Annotated in this window: 19 protein-coding genes; all 19 read left to right on the top strand. The window is 51.6% G+C overall.

Translation table 11 applies throughout. The features are described from left to right. Nucleotides 1-100: 100 nt before the first annotated feature. The 19 genes from CBR65_RS04055 (at nt 101) to CBR65_RS03970 (ending at nt 22,647) form a co-directional block, all read left to right on the top strand. The gene (locus tag CBR65_RS04055; RefSeq protein ID WP_087465668.1) at nt 101-433 is read left to right on the top strand and encodes a GPW/gp25 family protein; all 333 of its coding nucleotides are present in this window, start codon (nt 101-103) and stop codon (nt 431-433) included. Beyond that, nucleotides 433-2,208 (top strand): type VI secretion system baseplate subunit TssF, encoded by a 1,776-nt coding sequence (tssF, locus tag CBR65_RS04050; RefSeq protein ID WP_087465667.1) that lies wholly within the window; start codon nt 433-435, stop codon nt 2,206-2,208. Before CBR65_RS04055 ends, tssF begins: the two co-directional genes overlap by 1 nt. Then, nucleotides 2,196-3,224 carry a type VI secretion system baseplate subunit TssG gene (tssG, locus tag CBR65_RS04045; protein WP_087465666.1) on the top strand — a complete coding sequence of 343 codons (1,029 nt, stop codon included), beginning with the start codon at nt 2,196-2,198 and terminating at the stop codon, nt 3,222-3,224. The genes tssF and tssG overlap by 13 nt, the downstream gene beginning before the upstream one ends. Further along, nucleotides 3,188-5,998: a contractile injection system protein, VgrG/Pvc8 family gene (locus CBR65_RS04040; RefSeq protein WP_157671971.1), complete on the top strand. Its 2,811-nt coding sequence runs from the start codon at nt 3,188-3,190 to the stop codon at nt 5,996-5,998. The genes tssG and CBR65_RS04040 overlap by 37 nt, the downstream gene beginning before the upstream one ends. Beyond that, nucleotides 5,998-8,598: a DUF2169 domain-containing protein gene (locus CBR65_RS04035; protein WP_087465664.1), complete on the top strand. Its 2,601-nt coding sequence runs from the start codon at nt 5,998-6,000 to the stop codon at nt 8,596-8,598. Before CBR65_RS04040 ends, CBR65_RS04035 begins: the two co-directional genes overlap by 1 nt. After that, a complete protein-coding gene (locus tag CBR65_RS04030; protein WP_087465663.1) occupies nt 8,595-9,689 on the top strand; it encodes a pentapeptide repeat-containing protein in 1,095 nt (364 codons plus the stop codon). The genes CBR65_RS04035 and CBR65_RS04030 overlap by 4 nt, the downstream gene beginning before the upstream one ends. Then, a complete protein-coding gene (locus tag CBR65_RS04025; protein ID WP_087465662.1) occupies nt 9,686-10,243 on the top strand; it encodes a DUF3540 domain-containing protein in 558 nt (185 codons plus the stop codon). The genes CBR65_RS04030 and CBR65_RS04025 overlap by 4 nt, the downstream gene beginning before the upstream one ends. A gap of 3 nt (nt 10,244-10,246) precedes the next feature. Beyond that, nucleotides 10,247-10,639, top strand: a complete 393-nt coding sequence (locus CBR65_RS04020) for a DUF4150 domain-containing protein (protein WP_087465661.1) — start codon at nt 10,247-10,249, stop codon at nt 10,637-10,639. A gap of 3 nt (nt 10,640-10,642) precedes the next feature. Further along, a complete protein-coding gene (locus tag CBR65_RS04015; protein WP_087465660.1) occupies nt 10,643-11,128 on the top strand; it encodes a hypothetical protein in 486 nt (161 codons plus the stop codon). Between the two features lie 23 nt (nt 11,129-11,151). Beyond that, a complete protein-coding gene (gene tssK, locus CBR65_RS04010; protein ID WP_157671970.1) occupies nt 11,152-12,519 on the top strand; it encodes a type VI secretion system baseplate subunit TssK in 1,368 nt (455 codons plus the stop codon). After that, nucleotides 12,516-13,322, top strand: a complete 807-nt coding sequence (locus tag CBR65_RS04005; protein ID WP_087465658.1) for a DotU family type IV/VI secretion system protein — start codon at nt 12,516-12,518, stop codon at nt 13,320-13,322. Before tssK ends, CBR65_RS04005 begins: the two co-directional genes overlap by 4 nt. Beyond that, complete coding sequence (locus CBR65_RS04000) at nt 13,319-17,164, top strand: type VI secretion system protein (protein ID WP_087465657.1); 3,846 nt, start codon at nt 13,319-13,321, stop codon at nt 17,162-17,164. The genes CBR65_RS04005 and CBR65_RS04000 overlap by 4 nt, the downstream gene beginning before the upstream one ends. 21 nt (nt 17,165-17,185) lie before the next feature. Continuing rightward, the gene (gene tssA / locus CBR65_RS03995) at nt 17,186-18,271 is read left to right on the top strand and encodes a type VI secretion system protein TssA (RefSeq protein ID WP_087465656.1); all 1,086 of its coding nucleotides are present in this window, start codon (nt 17,186-17,188) and stop codon (nt 18,269-18,271) included. Nucleotides 18,272-18,303: 32 nt separating this feature from the next. Next, on the top strand, nt 18,304-18,627 hold the full coding sequence (locus CBR65_RS03990; protein WP_087465655.1) for a hypothetical protein: 324 nt from the start codon (nt 18,304-18,306) through the stop codon (nt 18,625-18,627). A gap of 31 nt (nt 18,628-18,658) precedes the next feature. Continuing rightward, on the top strand, nt 18,659-19,750 hold the full coding sequence (locus CBR65_RS03985) for a GNAT family N-acetyltransferase (RefSeq protein WP_087465654.1): 1,092 nt from the start codon (nt 18,659-18,661) through the stop codon (nt 19,748-19,750). A 1-nt stretch (nt 19,751) separates the two neighbouring features. After that, the gene (locus tag CBR65_RS22005; protein ID WP_157671969.1) at nt 19,752-20,174 is read left to right on the top strand and encodes a hypothetical protein; all 423 of its coding nucleotides are present in this window, start codon (nt 19,752-19,754) and stop codon (nt 20,172-20,174) included. Nucleotides 20,175-20,495: 321 nt separating this feature from the next. Then, entirely contained in the window at nt 20,496-20,813 is a 318-nt protein-coding gene (locus CBR65_RS22000) for a hypothetical protein (RefSeq protein ID WP_157671968.1), read from the top strand. 101 nt (nt 20,814-20,914) lie between these two features. After that, nucleotides 20,915-21,715, top strand: a complete 801-nt coding sequence (locus tag CBR65_RS21995; protein ID WP_157671967.1) for a hypothetical protein — start codon at nt 20,915-20,917, stop codon at nt 21,713-21,715. Between the two features lie 53 nt (nt 21,716-21,768). After that, a complete protein-coding gene (locus CBR65_RS03970; protein WP_087465651.1) occupies nt 21,769-22,647 on the top strand; it encodes a hypothetical protein in 879 nt (292 codons plus the stop codon). Nucleotides 22,648-22,665: the final 18 nt, after the last annotated feature.

Raw genomic sequence — 22,665 nt, 5'->3', positions numbered from 1 at the left:
CGCTTAAGCTGACGTGCCCGGCGTCGTGAAGCGTTAGCGAGTTGTGCGTAAAACATTAGGCATAGAACGTCAGGTAATCGTTGCGTAGAGGATAGTACTGATGAAGTTCCTGTTTGAACGCCTGAGTCATGAAATCGACTGGGACATGAAAGACGCGGTGCGTGAGTCAGTCTCGCAGCTTACTGCAACAGCGATGTTGGAAAACAGGGATGTGCCGCCGGGCATTTTGAATTTTGGGGTTCCCCATGTGGTGGAGTTGGGTCCGGGTGACGCCGCACTTGAGCGTTACGGTAACGCCCTGGCCCAGCGCATCTATCAGTTTGAACCGCGCCTGAAACAGGTTGCTGTTGATGTGGTTGATGGCCAGTTGCAAATCAGTGCGCAGTTGCGCGATCAGGTAGAAGAATCAGTCACCTGGAGATTGGGCGAATAATGTTATCGGATGAAACCTTAAAGCGTTATTTCCTCGAAGAGCTGGAGTACCTGCGTACCGAGTCGGTGCGTTTTGCCGGCGATTACCCCGAGGTGGCGCAGGAGCTTTCGCTGAATCGCGAACGTTCCGGTGATCCGCACATTGAAATGATGTTGCAATCCTTTGCTTATCTCACCGGGCATTTGCGTTACCAGATGGATCTGGATGATGCCTTGCTGCCTAATCAATTATTGGCTGCGTTATCACCGCATCTTGAAGCGCCCTGGCCAGCGGCATCGGTGGTGCAATTTGATGTGACCCAGGGCAATTTTGCCAGCGTGCAATGTGTTAAACGCAATACACCACTTTCAACCGAAATTGATATGCACGGCAAACGTTATCCGTGCCGTTTTATCACGCGTTACGATACCGAAGTCTGGCCGATAGAAGTCACCAGGGTCACGGCGCCACCGCACAATCTGATCCGCGCCGTAAAACCCGGCAGCGGTGTGTTTGCGGCGCTGTGCGTGCACTTGCGTGCGTTTCAGGGGTTTCGTTTCGATGGTTTCCCCATGCAGCGGTTATCGTTTTATTTGCATGGCCCGGATCGTTTCCGTTTATATGATCAACTGAAAAATCATCTGCAGGGCATCCTGGTGCGCAACCCTGTCGATGACTCCTATTACAGCTTGCCCGTTTCGGCGCTGGGATTTAAAGGTCTGGATACGGAAGATTCACTTTTGCCCGGCGATGCCGGTGTCAATCCGGGTTTGCCTTTACTGCGAGAATATTTCCTGTTTCCCGATAAATTCCTGTTCGGTACCTTGGAAGGATTAAGTACCAAAGGCTTTGAACAGGAACTGGAGATTATCTTCCTCTTATCACAAGAGTGTGAAGCACTCACGACCGATGCTTTCAAGGTGAATTGCGCACCGGTGATTAATTTATTTCGCCAAGCTATTGAGCCTATCCACCTGCGCGCAACACGCCTTGAATATCCGGTTACCGGTGACCAATTTCATCACGCGCATTGTGAAATCCATTCGCTGGGCGAGGTGTACTTTTTATATCCCGACGGCACGACGCAATCGCTACAACCACTCTATGGCGATCGCAATTCACCTTTCGGCTATTGGGTTGCACGACGCGAGCCCAGCCAATTGCCCTCGGTGACCGGTACAGAATATTTCCTGCGTTTCCTGAATGAGCAATTTGAACCGGACTGGCAACCGGGTATGAGTGTTATGGGGCGCGCCTGGTGTACCAATCGCAACCTGCCTGAGCGCTTGCCGCTGGCGGGTAACTTACAGATGGAAGTGCCCGGCGTTGTGCAAACTGCACGCATGGTCAAACGGCCGAGCCGCCATCAGTCACCGCAATTAACCGGTGACCAGACCCGCCGCCTGGTGGCGCAGTTGAATAGCCATTACCTGCCGTTGCGTTCGGGAGCGGAAGGTCTGGAGGCCTTACGACAATTACTGGTACAGCATATTCCCGCTGACCAGGCGGGAGCGCGCCGCCAGATTGCTGCGCTGCTCGCTCTGAGTTGTCGGATGGTAGGCCACCACGTGGGCGATGAAGCCTGGCGCGGCTACTGCCATGGCACCGAGCTGACCCTGTCGGTCAACATCCATTACTTTGATCGCGCCAGCGTGATTCTCTTTGGCGAGGTGCTTAATGAATGCCTTGCGCATTTTGTGCCGCTGAACAGTTTTGTCAGCCTTATCCTGCGCGATGCGGATGGTGAGTTGATCAGGCGTTGGCCTGCCAGGGTGGGTACGCAATGTCTGCTTTAGCCTCGGTCGAACACAAAACCTATGCCGGGCTGAATCTGTTGCAGCTTGTGCGGCGGCTCTTGCCTTTGCCGTTGCGCGATGGCTCGCAGGTGATGAAGCAGTTGGGTGATCACGTGCGCTTCCGGGCGCACCTGGGTTATGAGCATCCCCGGCATCAGGTGGCGGGTGTGGATGTGCGGACCACGCCGGTGCAGATTTATTTAAACCAGTACATCCTCGCTGGCCTCCTCGGCACCTTGCCGGCACCATACCTGGAGTTGTGTTACCAGCGCGCCCGTGAGGGCGATGGTGCCATGGCGGCGTTTCTGGATGTGTTCAATCACCGCATCAATACCCTGCGTTACTGGATGATGATGCGCGCCAACCCGGATCTCGGTCTGGCCCAGGACCAATTGCCTTTACCGGGCCGTTTGATCAACGCCATCAACGGCGATCAGGCGGGCCCGTTAAATCCTCGCCAGTTGCTGGCCATTGCCGGGTTACTCAGCCATCCGCGCCGCAGCCACAGCTTTGTGCAATCGCTGTTGCGCCGCCTGATCGGTTTGCCCTTGCAATTGCAACCGTTTCGCGGTGGCTGGCTGCCGCTCGACAAGGAGCAGCACATCGCCCTGGGGCTGCAAAACAGTCGGCTTGCCCAGACTACCGTGATCGGCACGCGCTGCTGGGATCAGCACAAATCGCTGCGCCTGTTGATCCAGGTTGAGACCTATGAGCAATTGATTGACTTCCAGCCGGAGGGCAATCGTCATCAATGGCTGTGCGACCTGGTGCGCTGGATTACCCATTACCGCTATGACATTGAGGTGTGCCTGGACCTGCCCAAAACCCATCAGGTGTTGCCGCTGCATGCGCACCCGGAAGCAGGCAAGGGCCTGCGGCTCGCCTATACCAGCTGGCTGTACCAGAGCGCACCGGAGATGGCGGCGCGCAAACAATGGCGGCTTAACACCAGCATGCCCGCGCAGGCGGATGCCGAGCAGTGGCAGCTGACCTTCACAATCCCGGCGCTGAGGTGATCATGACAATTCCGGCACACACATCGGTCGGTCGGACCGCTATCAGCAAACAGGATAATGAAAAACTGTTCACCCATGTCGCCATCTGGCTGGCCGATGGACGGGTCCTGGGGCGTGACTATTTCCGGCTGGAGTCGATCCAGGGGCGGGAGGGGGTTTCGCAACCCTTTGAGTTCCAACTGGAACTGCGCGCTAACACTAATCCGGATGGCGGTGACCCGCTGGATTTTGACCAGATCATCGCGCGGCCAGTTACCTTTGGCGTGAATTTGCCGACCGCTGGCAATAACGGCGACTTTTTATTCGAGCAAGCCCTGACCGGCAATAAGGTAGAAGAGTTGTCGTTATTTAACGGCATGATCGCCAGTTTCTCGCTGGCAGAGCCGGGGGTGTACCGGGCCACAGTACGTCCGGATTTATGGAAGCTTAGTCTGACCAACCAATATCGGCTCTACGGTTTGCAGACCATCCGCGGGGTTATTGAAACCCTGTTGCGCGAACACGCGGTCCGCTTTGATACCCAAAGTCTGTCGCCAGATAGCAACCTCGCGCTTAACCGGGTGCAGGACTGGTTGCAGGCCGGTGAGTCAGACCTGGAGTTGATCACGCGCCTGATGGAAAAGGCGCACCTGTATTACTACTTTGTCCATACCGGCAACAGCCACACGCTGGTGCTCGCCAATGCGCCCAAATACCCCATGATGCTGGGCGGGCGTCCGCTGCGTTATACCCAAACCAGCAGTGCGCCTTTGGGCGGACAGCAATGCGATGTCATCACCCAATACCAGTACCAGAAGACTCTGGCGAGCTCCTCGGTGCAGGCGGTATTCAGCACCGCGCAGGTGGCATCGCAACAGGATTCGGTGGCTGGTTATACCAGTTATAAACCGGGCTCTTCCCCAAATAAGGGCAAGCTGCCGTTCAACCTTTATCGTGTGTATTCCTACGGTGGCGGCACGGCGGAAGTAGATGCCCACGCCAAGGAACAGGCGCAGATGCTGGATACATCGCGCTCCAGCCTGTCCGGTTCCAGTCAGTGCGCCCTGATGCGCGTTTGCCACCAATTTGAAATGGCCATGGCCCAGGATGCGCGCAATGTGCCGGAACTGGTTCGCCCCAGTCTGGATGGCAAACGTTTTGTACTGACCTCGGTACAGCATCAGTGCAGCCTGGATGGCAGCTATTCCAATCAATTCCAGGCCACGGAAGCCTCGCCGGATACCCTAGTGACGCCCTTTGAGCTGCGCAACACACACCAGGGCAGCATCCTTGCCAGGGTCGTTGCCCACGATTCCGGTATACCGCCGCGCGACTGGCGCTACTACGACAAAACCAATTTTTCCCCCAATCGCAACACCTACACCAACTACCTGCCGCCGACCCAGACCCAGGAATTCCAGGGAGTATATGTGGTGTTTTCTACCGACCTGGCTGGCACGGCAGTGTGGGTACGGCTGGCGTCGCATATGCAGGTGATCCCCGAGATTAATGCCATGGTGTGGGTCTCCCGGTCCAACGACAACGGTGAGATTCCGGAGATCCAGAGCATTGTGCAGAACAACGGCACCATGACCGTTACCCCGTCCCACTGGATGGCCAATACCCATGTGGGCAATAGCTATTCCACCAGCTACAGCGACAGCAAATCCATCCGCTTTCCTTACAGCCTCGGCGTGGATCTGGCACCGGCGGTGGCGATGGTGGAGGACCGCTACAGCAAAGGCTCGCAGCTGTCGCCCAAATTCCAGGGTGCGCAACAGTTTCGTGATGTGAGTTATTCCATCGGCGGCGGGTTCGGGTATTCGGCGGCGAGCCATGGGCGTGGCGATATACTCAATGAAGGTCACTCCATCGGCTGTACCTACAACAAGAGCGATGGTGAGGAAACCAAAAGTTGGACGACCTACGACCTGGCCTGGAGCGAATCCACCCATCAGGTGGTGGAGAGTTACCAGACCATCAACGACCGGCAGTACAGCAAGTCCACCATCGGCAACACGGAATCCCACACCCATATCAAGGGCAGCAGCACCAGTTACCAGACCATGGATGGCCCGGTGCTGAGCTTCAGCACCCATAACAATTTGCTCAACAGCACCTCGCTATTTAATGGGCCGGTAACCAGCGAGACCACCCACAACATGCCCGTGGGCAGTGTGACGCTCTACAACGTGACGGCGCCAGTGATGAGCAATACCACTTACTTTGCTCCCGTCACCAATACCGCCCTGCACAACGCACTGGTGACCAGCACGACAACCCACAACGGCGCTGTGGTGAGCAACACCACCCACAATGGCAGTGTGTCCAGTACCACCACTATTACCGGGGTACAGAACAGCGTCAGTACTATTACCACCAGCAGCAGTACCTCAACGCTTGGCACAAGCAACAGCACGTCGATTATCGGCAGTAGTGCCAGCAGCAATATGATCGGTAGCAGCGACAATACCCATGTTATTGGCGTGAGCACTAACAGCAGTATCACCGCCAAATCTGACAATACCTCCATGGTGGGCGTCAGTACTGACATGAATATGATTGGCAGCACTAACAGCCTGAGCATGATCGGCAGTAAGGCAGGATTGAGTGTAGTAGGCGTCAGTGCCGAACTCAGCTCCATCGGTTCGGTGGAGAGCATTACTGCGATAGGGGTAAACAATACCGTTACCTCAATCGGCAGCGGCCTGCTGGTTAACATGGACCCTCGTGTTCAAAGTGAAGTCAAGGGATTGCGGGCCAAGATCCTCACCGCGCTGGAGGCGATCATCTAATGCGCGCCGTCATCAAGCCCATGACCCTCGGCCTGTTGGCCAAGCCCTACGGCTACAAGGGGCAGACGCACCTGGCCGTCAGTGCGCTGGCGTTTTTCCGACTGGGTGAATCCCCCGCGCTGATTTCCGAGCATCAGGCCTGGCCGGTTATCACGCCGGCTTTGCCTGCACAGCAGGTGCTCGATGAAATCATGCCCAAGGCCTGTGCCGAAGTGTTACTGGCAGGTACCGCCCATGCCCCAGAGGGAAAAGCGGTTAAGCAGATGACGGTTTCCCTGCGCTGTGGCGAGGTGGATAAATCCTTGCGGATTACCGGTGATCGCCAGTGGTGTTACGGCCTGCTTCCACTGCAGCAGGTCGACGCGCCGCTGCCGTTTACAATCATGCCGCTGGATGCCGCCCGCGCCTGGGGCGGTAAGGATTACCCGGCTAACCCGCTGGGATGCGGCTACACCGACAGCCGCTGGCCGGCATTTTTCAAACGTAACCAAGGCGTGCTGCCCAATATCAGCCTTGCGGGAGAAGTGCGTCGCCCAGGGCGCCGCCGCCACACTCCGGCAGGCTTTGGCCCCTGGTCAATCAATCATCCGGCACGGCGCAAGCTGGCGGGTAGCTACAACAAGCGCTGGCTGAAAGAGGATTTCCCCGGCCTCGCGCGCAATATCGATTGGCGCTTTTTCAATATGGCGCCGGCGGATCAACGCCTTAAAAAGTTCTTTAAAGGTGATGAACCTTATTGCCTGACCGGATTGCATCCACTTCAGACTGAGTTGACGGGCAAACTGCCGGGTATCAAGGCTCGGGCATTTATCCGCACCGAGCGCGCGCCTTTTGCCGAGGTACCGCTTGAGGCCGACACCCTGTGGTTCTTCCCCGACCAGAATCTGGGTGTGCTGATATTCCACGGCCACCGTCCGATCGAGGACAGTGAAGCCCAGGATGTGCAGGCCGTGATGTTGGCCTATGAGCGTCTGGGCGAATCCCGTCCTCTGGCGCACTATCAGGAGGTGCTGCAATTGCGCCTCGATCCCGCCACTCGTCATCTGCATGTCTTCAATGACGCACAGCTCACCATGCCATTAATCCCGCAACCAGCCACGACAGAACCTGCTGTTGATGTCCGTCGCCAGGCGTTGCAGGCACGGCTGGATGAAATGGAGGCAGATTTCTGGGCTCAGGCCGGCATGGAAAAACCGGCGGATTACACCCCGCCGGTCTTGCCTGAACCCTTATTGCCCGACCCGCAATTACCAGATGGCTCGCTGGACTTCACTGCCTTGATGGCGGCTGCGGATACCCAATTAGCTCAAGCCAAGGCTGACGCCGAGGCGGAGCAGGCGGCTATGCAAGTGCAGCGTGATGCGGAGCTGGCAAAACTTGAGCAGCCAATGGCGGAAACGGAAGCATTGGTGGCGGTGGAGGAGGCTCTGGCTCGGGCCAATCCACAACAACAACTGGATGCCGAACTGGCGCGTCTGCCATTGCATGATTTATCGCCCGCGCAACAGGAAGAACTTGTGCAGGCTATCAGCGGGGGAATAGCCCAGGGCAGGGCATTGCGGCGGCTCGCGCAAGAGCCGATCAGCAAACCCGTCGCCGCTGACGCCGCGATAGCGCTGGCACAGTTGGTGGATAACCACGTACAACAACATCTACCGCTGGTGGGTTTTAACCTCGCCGGTGTCATTCTGGTCGGGCAATCCTTTGTGGGTATGAACCTGGCGGAAGTCAATTTTGAGCGCGGTAATTTTTCGCATTGCGACTTCAGCAATGCCGACCTGCGCGGCGTTTCCTTTGTCGGCGCCACCTTGAGCCATTGCCGTTTTCAGCGCACGCAGATGAATGAAGTCAATTGCTCCGGTGCGAATATCACGGCCTGTGAATTTTCTGAAGCACAGCTACAACACAGTCAATGGAGTAAGACACAACTGCATGGTTGTCATTTTTCACAGTCTGATTTGAGCGGTGCCAGTTTCAGGCAGGCGCACCTCGTTGCCAATCAATTTCCTTCCGCCAAACTCGATCAAACAATCTGGGCAGACGTCACAACCCGAGACAATCAATGGGACAACTCCAGCGCGCAACAATTTGCGTGGTTGGGGTGTGAGCTTACCGGTTGCAGGTTTAACGGCATCCGCTGGCAACAGGGCGCTTTTTTAAATTGCGTAACAGAAGGTCTGGTGTTGGCCGATGCACAGTTGGAAAAAATCCTGATTACCGGTGAGGTAGATAAAAGCTTATGGAACACGACTGATTGGCGCGGAGCAAAACTGGTGCAATGCGGTTTTCGTCAAACCTGTTTCAACGCTGCTGATTTTACCCAGGCACGTTTTTCCAATTGTGATTTCGGCAATACAAAATTACCGCAACTTATTGCTCGCCATGTGTTGTTTCATCAATGCATCCTGATGGGCGCTGCTGCGCCTGACGCTGACTTGCGCGGGGCGGATTTCTGCAACAGCCTGGCGATGAAGATGAATCTCACCGGTGCCGACCTGCGCGATACGCAGTTGTGGTGCGCCCACTTTCGGCAAGCGCAATTAGCGGATGCCCGCACCGACAATGCCTGGCCATCCAAACAACTGGAGGTGGCCGCATGACCTACGACGAATTGCTTAAAACCTTGCGGCTCGGTAAACCGGTGCAGCAACAAACACTGAGTGATCTCGACCTGGGACAGTTGCGACAGGAAACGGCCATCTTTACCGACGTGCATTTTCATAATGTGCGTTGGCAAGGCGCGCAACTCACACAATGCATCTTTACCCGTTGCCGTTTTACCCAGGATGTCGACCGACACTTGCCTGAAGTTTTTAGTGACTGGCGTAATGTTAGCTTGCAAGGCTGCCATTTTGATCGCTGCGATCTCGGCCATTCGCAATGGGCTGGTCAATCGCTCACCACATGCACATTTAATCAATGCAACCTGAGCAACAGCAACTGGCAAGCTGCTCAGCTCTCGCAACTTTCTTTTACCCAATGTGATTGTCGACAGGCTTCCTTTGTTGACGCGCGTGTGGAACGCAGTTTTATCAGCGATTGCGTCAGTGACGGTATTAACTTGACGCGGGTGGTGGTGGAAAACATTGTCTGGATCGGGAATGACTTTACCCACGCCGATATAACCGGTGCCTGCTTTCACCGCTCGCTGTTGTTGAAGAGCCGTTTCCAACAAAAAAATCTGCAAGGTGCTTTCTTCGTGCAATGCACATTAAACCAGTCACACTTCCATCAAGTGCAATTTCAACAGGCACAACTGACCGAGAGCCAGTTTGGTGAATGTCATTTTAGTGAGTGCGATTTTTCACACATTCAGGCAAACAGCACGCAATTTGTCAGTGCCCAGTGCACAGACTGCTGCTGGGATGAGGCGCATTTGACCGGCACTATCTGGAAACAGGCGAGGCTGGTGAATTGCCAGTTTAAACAGGCGCAATTGGAAAAAAGCTTTTGGGAATCAGCTGTCCTGCAACAGTGTGACTTCACTGATGCACAATTATTTCTGGCAGATTTTTCCTGCGCACAATTAACAGAATCGGTATTTGATGGTGCGGATCTACACCGGGCCAAACTGCATCAACTGGAATCTTATAAATCCCAACTGCGTTCTGCACACATGAAAGGCGTCAGTTGGACCGACCAGGATCGTCTGCGCGGTGAACAGCGCGCACAGCAGGAGTTCAGCCAATGAATGCACGCGTGACATTTGCTTTATCCGCTACTGAGCGGGAATACCAACCGGCTGTAGAACAATGGTTTGATTTCATTGTAAAGGCCGAGGGCGACCACTGGCTGCTCAGCAGCGGACGGCGAGCAGCGGTGGCATTTTCCTGTTTGCTGGTGCCTGATAATGGTGACCGGGTGGCGTGTACCGGCAACAACACCGAGATATTTATCACCGCCATTGTGCAGCGTTCATCGACGCAACCGGCCACCCTCGGGCAATTGCATCAGCCGCTGCGACTCCATGCATCTGAATTAACGCTCAGCGCCGGTAAAAAACTGTCACTGGGTTCTGCTGGCGATTGCGATATCAATACAGTGCGCGGCAGCTTGTCGATTAACTGTCATCACCTGATTACCCAGGTGGCGGCTAACTGGATTCAATCTGCCGCCCATTGCATGGCGCGTTTCGGTGACTTAACGACGACGGTAAAACAATTGCTGCGCACTCACGCGCAACGGCAACTGATTACCGCCGAAAAAGAATTGAAAGTGGATGCTGATGTTATTCATATGGGGTGAACTATGTTTTCAACTACTCAGATTGGTGCAATGGGTTTGGGATTTCCAGATGTATGTCTGACTCCGGCGGGGCCGGCGGTGGTGCCGATTCCTTATCCGAATATCAGTCAGTCTATGGTTCACATTCCCAATAACCTCAAACAGTTTCACGGCGGCGGGGCGGTACACAATTTATTGACGCCGGGCACCATCACCAACGGCGACGAAGCCGGTGCGTCCACAGGCGTGGCGTCCGGTACGGTCATTGGGCCGGAAACCTATTTATTGGGCAGTTTTAAAGTATTTAACGGCGTCGCGCCCGGTGCGCGTATGACGAGCCTGACCTTGCAGAACACGACTAATGCAGCAGGGGGCACGGCAGTGCCGAGTCCTAATCGTGTTTGTTTATTGGGGTAGGTGATGGATTCGTTCAATCAACCGTTAAGCCATCGAGCACAGTACGCCCTGATCCTGTTGATGTTGCTGGCGGTCACCGGGTGCAGCATGGTCAGCCATTGGTGGCGCGATACAACGGCCTTGAAAACAGTGAACATCCAGGCGAGTGAAGACGTAAATGATTTCAGCGCGGTAATGGTGGATCTGGTGTTTGTGCGTGATAAAGATCTGGTGGCACAACTACCGGATAACGCGCCGGAATGGTTCAGTCGGAAGCCGGGATTATTGTTCAAATATCCAAAGGAATTATCGTTGCGCAGTTTACAAGTGCCACCCAGTTTTCGTGAGCAAGCCATCGCGCTACCGGACAATTATCGCGACGCACAACGGGTATTGGTCTATGCGAATTATGTAAACCTCCAGGGCCAGTTGCCGCTGGAAATTACCGATTACCCTGTTATCAACCTTGAGTTACAAAAGGATAGGGTTGTGCTTACACAACCTGACTAATACATGCTATGGAATCTCTATTAATGCCTTACATACCGATTTCCGATCCGCTGCTGTGGAGCGAAGGCATGTTGTTGACGCCGCAGCACTTTCAGCAGAATGATCTGTATCAGGAAAAGCAGCGGCTTTTTATGTTGCAGCAAATCCAGCCGTACTATTGGGGGCTCAGCGATTTTGCGCTGAAAAGAACCGAACTGGAAGCCGGGCTGATCCAGGTGGAAAAACTGGTGGCTGTAATGAAAGATGGCCTGTGTGTGCAATTCGGCAAACCCTGGGCGCGCCCCTACGATTTACAACTCGATATCAGTCAGCATGCGGACATTAAACGCCGTCAATGGGTGATGATCCATTTGTTGGTCCCTTTGCGGGTAGACGGTGCAGCAGCAGAGAACGCCAGTATTCGCCGGTTTAAAACCGTGCAGGGCGACATGGCAATTGATGATACCAACACCGATGGTCGAGTGGCGCTGGATCGTTTACAGGTGCGCGCGCAATTATGGGCCGGAGATAATCCGCCAGCGCAATATGAATCCATGCCGCTGTGCAAGGTTGCACTCACGCCGAACGGCAACTTTGAAATCGTCAACGGTTACTTGCCGCCTCTGCTGCGTGCCAGCGCCGCCGACTTTATTGGCGATAAAAAATCACTCAATTACCGCTTGAAAAAATTGATTGAAAAATTGCGTCACAATGCCAACTACCTGGCCACCACCCAACAGTTACACGCGCAAAATTTACTGGCGTTTACCACGGCTTTACCACCCCTGGAGACGCTAGTGAATTCACGTATGGCGCATCCGTTTAATCTTCTGGGTGCGTTGGCCGGTGTGTATGGTTGCATGTGCGCATTGCGCGCCAATCCCTTGCCCGCAGAAATTCCTGCTTACGACCATCACCAGGCAGCGAAGTCAATTTATAAAGTGGTGCAACAGATCCATGAATTAATCGACAGTATTCCATTGGCTTACAAGCTCTATCGCTTCCAGAAACGCAAGGACAATATCTTCGGTCTGTTTATGCCCCAGGGCTGGAGCACTGAACAATTGATCATAGAACTTGTTCCCGCCCAAGGGCAGTCGCCGGTAGAAGCAGAAGAGTGGTTGAACAACGCACGTATCGGTTCGCGGCCGGTAATGGAATTGTTGCGGCGGCAACGTTCGCCTGGCGCTTGGACCGGAAAAATGTCACAGGATGTACGCATGCGTTATACCCAAAGATCCCAGGCGCAGCTTTACGAAGTACGCAATTTAATGGTGGGTGGCGAAGACCGTGACCAGCCCGCCATTCAAAGCGAACAGCCATTAATTATCTGGGGTGATAACGACCTGCAAGCGCCGGAAGCCGTGCTGTTATATCGTCCGGCCAAACAGTCGGCAGGAGACGCGGCATGAGATTGCTCAATCGTTTCCTGGTGACCTATGAGGCGCTTTACAGCATTGCTGAAACCTTATCCGCCGGTGAGCAATTGGATGAATCGGTCGATGCATCTAGCACCACCCAAACACTGGCGTTACAAACAGCGCAAAAGATGACAGTGATTCTGGAACGCCATCTCTACAGCGGTGACCCGGCAGAACAACCGTTGATGAATGAACTGCGCTATATATTGGCAGCGTTAGTCGATGAAATGTTGCTATTCCAGATTAACTGGTCGGGAAAAAATTATTGGTGTGATCATCTGCTGGAAGAAAAATTATTCGGTACCTCTATTGCCGGGCGCATGATATTTCAGCGCATCAAAACCCTGGGCAAGCGGCATGGCGATCCCTCAGACAAAGATCAGTTTGCCAGCATCTATCTCATGCTGCTGCAATTGGGTTTTTACGGGGAGTGTCGTCACCAACGTGAACGCTTGACGGAATATCAGGTGATGCTGAATCGTTTGCGTTTTCAACCGGGCTTGCCGCCCTTGGCTTTTGCCCAGGCTTATGAACATCCTCTGTCTGGTGCTTATCCGCAAACCTTGGGCGCTATGTCGCGCTGGTGGCGTTGGGTAGGCGTGGCCCTGGCTGTTTATTTAGTTCTGGCGTTGATCATCTGGGTGAGTGCGGTGCAGATTTTTGCCGGCATTTACGATGAACAAATAACCGATGCGGTGAATATAGAATTGCGTATTACCACGGATGAAACGGAACCTGCTGCATCTGAAATTGACAGCACGGCAACACTCGCGCAGCGGCGAGGTGATTTATGAGTCCGTGGATTTTCTATCTGCTGATTGCCCTGGCCATCGTCCTGTTGATGGTGATCCTGGCACTGGTTATGCGCGCCCGTTTTATGGCGAAACAAATCCTGGCGGATTTACTGGCTGTGTTACGTCGGCGCAAAAAGGTCAAGGATTTCTGGGGCGGGCTTGAGCAACTCCTCGGCGAACTGTATACCCATCGGGCAGGGCGGTACGACACACCCTGGATGATGCTGCTGGGTGAACCGGACAGTGGTCGTTCGGAGCTGGCGCGCGCCCTGGCGCTGGGTGATAAAACCCATCCCATGTTGAAGTTGATCAACCGCTCTGGCACCAAGGATGCCTGGCAGATTCTGGAGCATGGCATCATCATCGACGGCCAATTCCTTGGTGAAAATAAACAGGGCATCAAAACTCTGTTGCAAGAGGTCAACCAGATTCGACCTGAGCGACCGCTTGACGGTGTGATTGTCACGTTATCCGCTGAAACCTTACTAACCGAAGGACGCACTCGTTTACGCACCCAGGCGCGTTACATCCACAGCGTGTTGTGGTTGCTGCAAAAGGAACTGGAATTTGTACTGCCGATTTATATTGTGATCACCAAGACAGATCGCATCTCCGGTTACCGTGATTTCTGGCGGCAGTTCCCGCAGTTCCAACAGCAAATGTTTGGCTGGTCGAGCCCTTATCACCTTGAAGCCAAATTTGAAAAACATTGGATAAAAATCGGTCTGGAAGACATTGTCCAGCAACTCTATCGTCTGCAAGCCAGCGCACTGGCGAAGCTGGATAAGGATGCATTAACCCTGACCGAAGCGCGTGACTTTATTCTTTTTCCGCAACGCCTGGCGAAGTTGCAGGAAAATTTAGGCTGGACGTTGGAGCAGGTCTTTGACGACGTTATTTTTTCCAGCGGTGCAAGTGTGCGCGGTTTTTATTTTACCGGACGCATGGATGAGTCCCGGGCGCCGGGCGCCATCAAGGAATTGATTGAACAGAAATGTTTTGCAGAAAAAAACCTGGCTAAACCACTGCGTTTTGCACTCTGGTCGCGTTCGTTGCGCTTACATAAAACCCAGCGGTTTGTTTGCTGCGGACTCGGTGTTCTATTCTTATCTCTCGTGTACAGTTTTTTTGATTTGAAGCAACAGGTTGACCTGCAGCTTGAGGCGGTTAAGATACTTCAGGTTTACAGCAGTTACGCAGAGGATCTGGATGATTGCATCAGCGCCGATGATTATTTTCGTTTGCTCAATCCCATTTCCAAAATCCACGCCAAGGTGACCTACTGGAATATTCCTTATTCCTGGCGAGAAAGTAGAATTTCTACCCGCCCTCTGGATACTATTGCCAACGAAGCCTTTGGCGGGGTGATCTTGCCCGCGTTTAAATGCTGGTTGGAAAACAAAGCCGATAATCTGGTGGCTGCGGATAAAAATCCATTGATGGTGGACGATGGCAAGGTGAATGCTGCCGTCTTTAATTATGCGTTGGAGGTACTCGCTTTTGAGTATCACGAATCCCTGTTCAGGGAAATTACCCATACCAATAATCGTGCCCAGTCCAGGGAAGTATTGGAAGCCTTTCACAAATTAACCCAATATCTCTATAACCGGCAGTTACCCGATAGCCTGATTACCAACAACAGTGCGTTGCTGAAAGCCTTGTTGCAGGTCAACTACAAGGAGCGGGTGAAAAAGCCAGAAGGTTATCATCAGATTGTTGACAGTCGCTTGCGAGCAGGCGCGGAAAACCTGCGTCTTTCATTGACGGATGCTGTGGGCACGGGTGAAATCCTGCTTGATAAATTTGCTCGCCCGGATTCGGTGACACGCGCCGATGTCGATGATCTGCTGGCCTGGAGTCGCCGGGTGGAGGAAGCCTGGTCAGGCGCGACAGAAGCTGACAATCCCTGTGCGAAAATTTTTGTGCGGGTTGATGCCTTATTAAAATCGTTAAAAAAATACGATGAGCACGATATCAGTGATCTGGAAGCTGTGGTACAGGATTTCACGCCGGATAATTGTTACACACCGCTAAAAAACCAGTTGCTCGGATTGCGTTCTGTGGAATCTGTTCCACTCATGGAAGAGACTGCCCAAGGGTTAGTATGGACGGAGCGTTATCAACGCAATCTGCAACAGCTTGAGGCACTGACCACACGCGAGTTCATGATCGATCATCCTGCGTCGTTTTCCAATTGCGATCAGCCCGCCACGATCAATCAGGCGGCATTAATACAATCGCTGAAATCGTTACAGTCGTACCAGGAATTTATTGCACCGGCACCGCTGGAAAAATTGAGCGGTGCACAAACCGTTTCCGATAAATTATTGGCTGATAATTTTATTAATGCCGTGGCGCGTAGCCAGGTCAAGAGCTTGGTCAACTACCAGATGGCTAATGCCATCCAGTCCATCGGGTTTACAGTTACCCAGCAACAGCTGATCGAAAAAGTCAGTTTCTCTTACAATCAATCGATCAATGAACTGATCGCCCTGGTCAGGTTATATCAACAATTAATGCTCGATCCCTCCGATGCTACCTGGTATGACTGCTTGAGCAATATTGCCAATGAACAGATCAATGAAATCACTCATCTTTATCTATCCTCGTCCGTCTTCCTGCCGAAGTTAGCTTCGCCAAACAAACCATTTTTATACACCAACATGGATGATGTTCCGGAGGTGACGGATTTCCTCAATGCAGAGCAATTATCCGCTATGCGCCTGTTGCAATACGCCAGACCCTACACGCGCTGGTTTAATGAAGCAGCAAGCCTGCATAAAGCCGCCGGGAATGCCCAGGTATTTTTCTGGACTAATTCGGTCAATGAGTATGACAACTTTACCCGTTTCAATGACAAGAACAGCAAGCTGGGACAATTGCGCGATTATTACACCAGCCATTTTGCCGGAGTGACCACAGAGACCTGTTATCAGGAAACATTCGATGCCGGTTCGTCGGGCAACGATTTATTTTCCGAGCGAAAAAAACTTGCCGTCAATGACCTTGCCAACGTGTGTGCCGATACCACCGCCCAGTATGTGGCCAAGGATTACCAGGAATTAGCCGATGCATTTAATCGGCAACTGGCGGGGCGCTATCCGTTTGCCAATACCGGTGCACAGGATCTGGACCCGCAGTCCTGGGTGAATTTTGATGCGAGCTATGGCCCATTGATCACAGCGCTGGATCAACATCTGACGCAACAAGAAGAAGGCGATCGCTGGTTCTCGGTCAAACAGTTTATTGCTGAGTTGAAAGGGATACGCGAGCACCTGAATTTATTCTATCCCAAGGGTTTGCCAAGCAGCGTCAGAATCAGCGCGCAGTTCAGGCAAAATCCCGATAACTCGCCGGGCATAGAACAGATCGTGCAATGGGTTATGAAAACGCCGGCAATGCAGAGCAGTTTTCCCAATCAGGTCAACGACCTTGAATGGTTGAGCGGACAATCCTTGCAAGTCAGCATGGCATGGGCGGAATTGTCCCGCTATACCCCCGTGCGCGATCCGAGTCAACGACACATGATGGTGCAGCGTAATGCGGTCACCTTTCAGCAAAACGGACCCTGGGCTCTGCATCGCCTGGTTGACCAGCAACGCGACGGTATTGCCAGTGATCCGGCCGTTATTCCCTTGCGCTTTACCATTCCTGTGAGTGAAAAAAAATCAACGGCCAAAACAACAAGCGATAAAACCTCGACAGGTCAGCCCAGTGAAACCATTCAGCTAAATGAAGTGAATGCACAGGTGACCTTGCGCTTATCCATCAAAGGTGAAACTGCACAATGGCAAGCCTGGCCGATGCCCGTGGATTTTCCCCAACAGGCTCCTGCTATTTAATAGGCTATTGAGAGGCGAGATATGGAATCCATCACTATTAACCAGTTGATAAAAGAGCAAACCGGTTTTGAATTGTCGATGTTACTGGCCGCGATCAGCGAACAGAACCCCGGTGGCGATAACCTACGCTTCAGTGATACGTATAAAGCGCTTAAGCAAGCACGACAGGCTGACGATCCCTCCATTCCACGCGGCGAATGGGCTCACGATCTCAAACAGGCCAATTGGGCAAAAGTCATCGAGATTTCTGCATCGGCGTTATCAACAAAAAGTAAGGATCTGCAAATTGCCATCTGGTTATGTGAGGCGCAATTGCACCGCTACGGCTTCGCCGGATTAGCGCCGGCATTTCGGATTGTCGAACAACTCTGTCGTCATTATTGGCCGACACTTTACCCCCAGCCAGAAGGCGGTGATCAGGAATACCGCACCAATATCCTCAGTTGGGCCAATGAAAAATTTATGCCGCTGCTGAGCATTCTTCCGTTAAATCCGAGCGGTCGGCAGTTGCTGGCCTGGGAGGATCTGGAGATTGCGATGCGCAATGAACAGATTCAGGCCCAGGGCAGGGGCAGGGAGGCGCTTGAAGGTTTCTCCGTGGCGGATTGCCAACATATTGTTAACCAAACGCCATCGCAAGAATGGGCCGATACCCTGCAATGTATTGATGCGGGCGTTAACGAGTTGCAACACCTGACAACAACGCTAAATGAATTGTGCGGCGAGGAATCCCCCTCGCTTGGCAGCATCACCGGTTTACTGAACCACATGGCAGATTTTTTACGCAACGAATTGCACAAGCGCGGTTACACCGCCACCGCTGTTGAGGAAGAAATAACTCATCAGGATATTCCCATAGAGGGCAGCGCGGATGATGTGTTAGTGACAGACCCTCGACGCGGGCGCATGGAAGCCTATGCGCAATTGGAAGCGATTGCTGATTATCTCGCGCACATAGAACCGCATAGCCCCGTGCCCAGCGTACTCAAGCGCATGGTGGAGTGGGGCAATATGAGCACATCGGATTTATACCGCCAATTATTTGTTCAGGGTAATGGGCAGATCAATATTTTTGATTTGCTGGGGCTGGATAAAAACGCTGCGTAAATGGTTAGCTACAACAGTAATGGAAAATAATTATGCATAACAACGATGACGACAAACCGCTCGACGGTGATGGCTTTGACGGTTTCCGCTTAACTGTGCAACTGGATCTTGCTACAGAAAAAGCATCATCCACAGCTACACAGAACCTTGACGATAAGGATTCACCCACGTCTTTATCAAATACCGCTTACTGGCTGGAAAACCTTAACACGCCTGTGAATGAACGAATTAAAACCCGCTTTACACCCGGCACAACATTTTTTGCGTTGCAGCAAGTGGCGGATGAGCAGGAAAATTTGTTGCAGTCTGAGCGGATTGAAATAACACAAGGTAAAGAAAGACAAGATACCCATTGATGTAAGTGATTTAAGAAGACGGAGCCCTATTATGGCGGCACAGGTAGCGATCGCGGTGAATAGAAAGGCCGAGCAAGTTTATCCCAGTATTCAGGATAATCTGTGTCATCTACATTCGTTTATCAAAAAATCATGCGTTCATCGCTGGCTCCACTATCTGTGCGGCGCGAAAAACAACATCTATGCCAGTGAGCGCTTAGCCATCCTGATGAATCTGCGTGATTTTTACCGAGAGCATCAGTCAAGGATTGAGTTAAATCATTGCAATCAATTGGCAGAGATTTGCCAGTATTTATGTGATTGGAAATTATTAATCACTGTGGCGCAGCAGGGGCTCGTGTTGCAGCCGAATAATGTTCAACTGCGTTGTTATTTGATGCAGGCTTGCTGGCATCTCGGTGATCATCAGGGCGCCATTGCACTAGCAACACGCTATGTTCTGGATGCACCGGTGCAAAATATTTTCTATGACTATTATCAGCGAATATCTGCGTGGCAGAGGTTCTCTAAAGTAAAGAAATTTACACCATCCAGTTTGTTGCAAGGCAAGCACATTTATCTCCAGCCTTTAGGCCATCAACATGTTAACGACTTTGCCTGGCAATATGCTGACCCCAGAATAGCAGCGTTGTGCTGCCTACCTTTGTATCAGGGTGGTAATCAATGGCATGAATGGTTAGCCGAAGACATGGAAGATTCCAGACGTGCAACCTACGCTGTTATGCATCCGGAGTGGGGTTTTATAGGTATAGCATGCTTGATTCGCTATCGTGAACTTGGTTTGTTTTATTACTGGCTGGGTGAAGACTTTCAGGGTCACGGTTTTGGCCCTGACGCGGTGGAAATGCTTCTTGATCATGATTTCGCGTATAAGGATATGAAAGTCTGCTATGCGAAGGTTTATGAATATAACATTCCATCTATTAAAGCTATCACCAAAATGGGTTTTATCCCTTTATCGGTTACAGCGAAATTTCCTTTTGATCAGGAGTTATTTTTCTATAAGGGGACAGTGACGGATGAAGATTATTTGCAACAAGGCTTTATCGACTTAATGGATTTTCTCGGTATTGATATCCAAATCATTAATAGCAAAAAAATCACAACTCTTTCTGGAGAATAAAATGAGCAATCCATCAAATATAGAAATGACAACTTTTAGCCGTACAGAAATTACACGAGCGAGGAGTGGTAGCTTCACAGGACATACCATTGATTCCCCACATGGAGTACCGAGTGGAAATGCATCTTTCAGTTACAGTCAGTCCCGAAGAGAAATGGATTTGACTAATATTGTTTCAGGTGCGCCAGGTGGTGGCGCACGTATGATGCAGGTGGCTGAGGAGGTAGCACGATCAGCGGGTGCAACGTCTATGGTTACAGCAACAAGTCGCCCGGGATTCTTCAAAAAAATGGGTTTTGATTATACTCCCGCCCAGCATGAGATTAATGCAAGAAAATATACGGCTAATGAATTGTCGGCTCAGGAAAACAATAAAGGAAGGGATGGCGGAGGAGGGTTTTCGATGCATAAAAGCCTGCTTTGATAATGAATACCTCCGTTGGAGGCTTTTAGTTTAACTCGCTCCTTCATTCAATAGACATCGTGAAGATAAATTATGAGTGCCCCAACCAAGCCGTCATACGCAGACATGGTACGCAAGACTGCTCCCGAATCTGCACCACTTACTCAGCCTGCTGCATCAGTCGTAGCGCCTGTTGTACCTGCACCACCTGCTGCTTCTGCATTGGTAAGAAGAGCGCGTGCTAATAGTGTGGGGGGAAGCCTGTATGAGGGTGTAAACAGCGGCAATGTTACGAGAACAGACGTCCACACGAGAGAGGTTACTACAATCAGTGGTGACCAGATGCATCGTGCTGTTAGATTAGGTAATGAACGCCATGAGCCAGCCGCAGAGGCATTGCATCAGCAAAACCACGCATACAACTATCGTAATTTAGCAGGACCAAGAAATGATCAACATGCTCCCATGGGCTGTGTTGAAGCAAGGTTGGAATCTGCTATTGCTTTCCATCATATCCAAGGAAATGAAAGTCGACGCAACGTGCGTGCCGCTTGGAGTAATTCGGCGCAGTCGGTGTTCACGGCTGTAACTGATCAAAGAGAAAATGTTGTGCCCGCATGTGGATGGTGTGAGGCAAGAGGCCATCCAAGAGGAAATTAATGAATCACAATATTAAATATATTATGGAAAAATTGGTTTAATGTTTTTGAAATGTGGAATTCACCGTGGGAAATCTCTTTATTGTGAAGCGAGGTGTACTCATGAGCTACTTTGGAGCGATTGGAAATTTTGCTAGGGAAAACCTTGGCGCCTTGGTAAAAAGTACCGGTAAACAAATTGGCAATCAGGCCTTGATAGACCAAGGCAGGCATCTCCAATACGGGCACCTATCACCGGATGAATTGTTCAAGCAACATCCATCGGAATTTCTGCGTAGCTACGCAGTACAATCCACAATCCAGCATCCAGAGCATCCAGGTGGGCAATCAAATACAAATGTATCTTTTCAATTACGAACGATAACAGCAAATACGTCAGTTTTTCCAAATCTGAATCAGATTACCGATGCTTCCGGCGTTACACGTACACCGATCCAACATCTACAGTTAATAAAAACCTCGGATAGTGCAGCTCACGCGGGGACACACAACAGCCAGCAAGTAGGAAATAATTTCAGCGCAGCATTTTTGCCCATGCTTCAGGCAAGTACAGATCAACTGCCTAACCGTCTTAATGATGTCTTGGTGCCGGGGTTTTCACAGGGCCGTGTTCGGGACAAGAACCTGAATCGGCGGGGAGAAACCATCACTGTTACTACGCAATTGAGCGGATGCTCAGTGACAAAGCGCGGTGGCGACTTGATGCATATACGGCCTTCTGTCAGCGGCATAGCGCTAAATAGTTCTTTGGCAAACAACAGTAATACTTTTGGACGCAATGACTATCCTGGCCAAGGGGCATTCGTGATGATGCGGAAAAAACCGGATGGCGGAACAAAACTATATTTTCAAAAACACGATCCAAATACTAATACGATCACTTCTGGTAGCCGGCGCCTCTAAAACAAGATAGATAATCTTCGTAGAAAAACTTTATAAATCATAGAGATAACATTATGTATCCCAATAACAACAGTGAATATGGATGGAATCCAGACAGAAACTGGCCACCCTCATTTAAGCCCGCGTTGGAGAGTATTGAGAAAAAATTAATCAGTGGTACATCTACTGATATTCGAGTTAAGGCTGAAAAACAAACAGGCGAAGAGTGGGGTGCAGGGCTGGATGAGGAAATTGCAACACGTATTCAAAAGCAACGCCAGAAATCTGGAAATATTGGGCAGGATCTTTCATCGGCAATGACCTGGACCCGTGAGCGTACCAGCGATCTGATATGGACAACCAATGATGGAGGTATTGCTGGTCATCCCGGTGCGGTTAAAAAGCTTCCTGGGCTGCGTGGCTTCGTCATGTCAGAGCATAATACACGAGATAACGCTCGCTACGAAGGTGTCATGACGGAAATTGATGCATACGATAACAGTACAGCCTCAGTCCATGACATCTCCATAAAAGCGAGGCTTATGACAATACAGAAAATGATGTCACCCGCCGAAGAGTTGCTCACGGCTACAAGTTCCCACTTTGTCCAGAGCAGCGTTATTTCACAGCTGAATCAACCCGGTGCAATGAATCAGTTATCTGTCATGCAGCAACAAAAACGAGAAACATTAAAGTGGGAAACGGCTCGTGACATGATGATTCAAAAACATACTACTTTAGTACCACAAACATATCAGGACTATCTCTCTCATACGAACGGTGATGTTGGTCAAGCCATGGATATCTTTCAGCAGCATGTCCAACAGAAAAAAGTCGTTCCCAATACCGCCACAACCAGTCAGACAGATGATATGCGTTCGATAACGATTGCCGGTGCGGCCAAGATGACGACGGGAAGGCCAAGGGCTTTAAGTGATGCGCGACGTATCTAACCTTTCACTAGTATCGGA

The organism is Cellvibrio sp. PSBB006, from assembly GCF_002162135.1.
In the GTDB taxonomy this organism is placed as follows: Bacteria; Pseudomonadota; Gammaproteobacteria; order Pseudomonadales; family Cellvibrionaceae; genus Cellvibrio.
The sequence above is the reverse complement of the archived record's forward strand: the minus strand, read 5'-3'. Positions and strand labels throughout refer to the sequence as shown.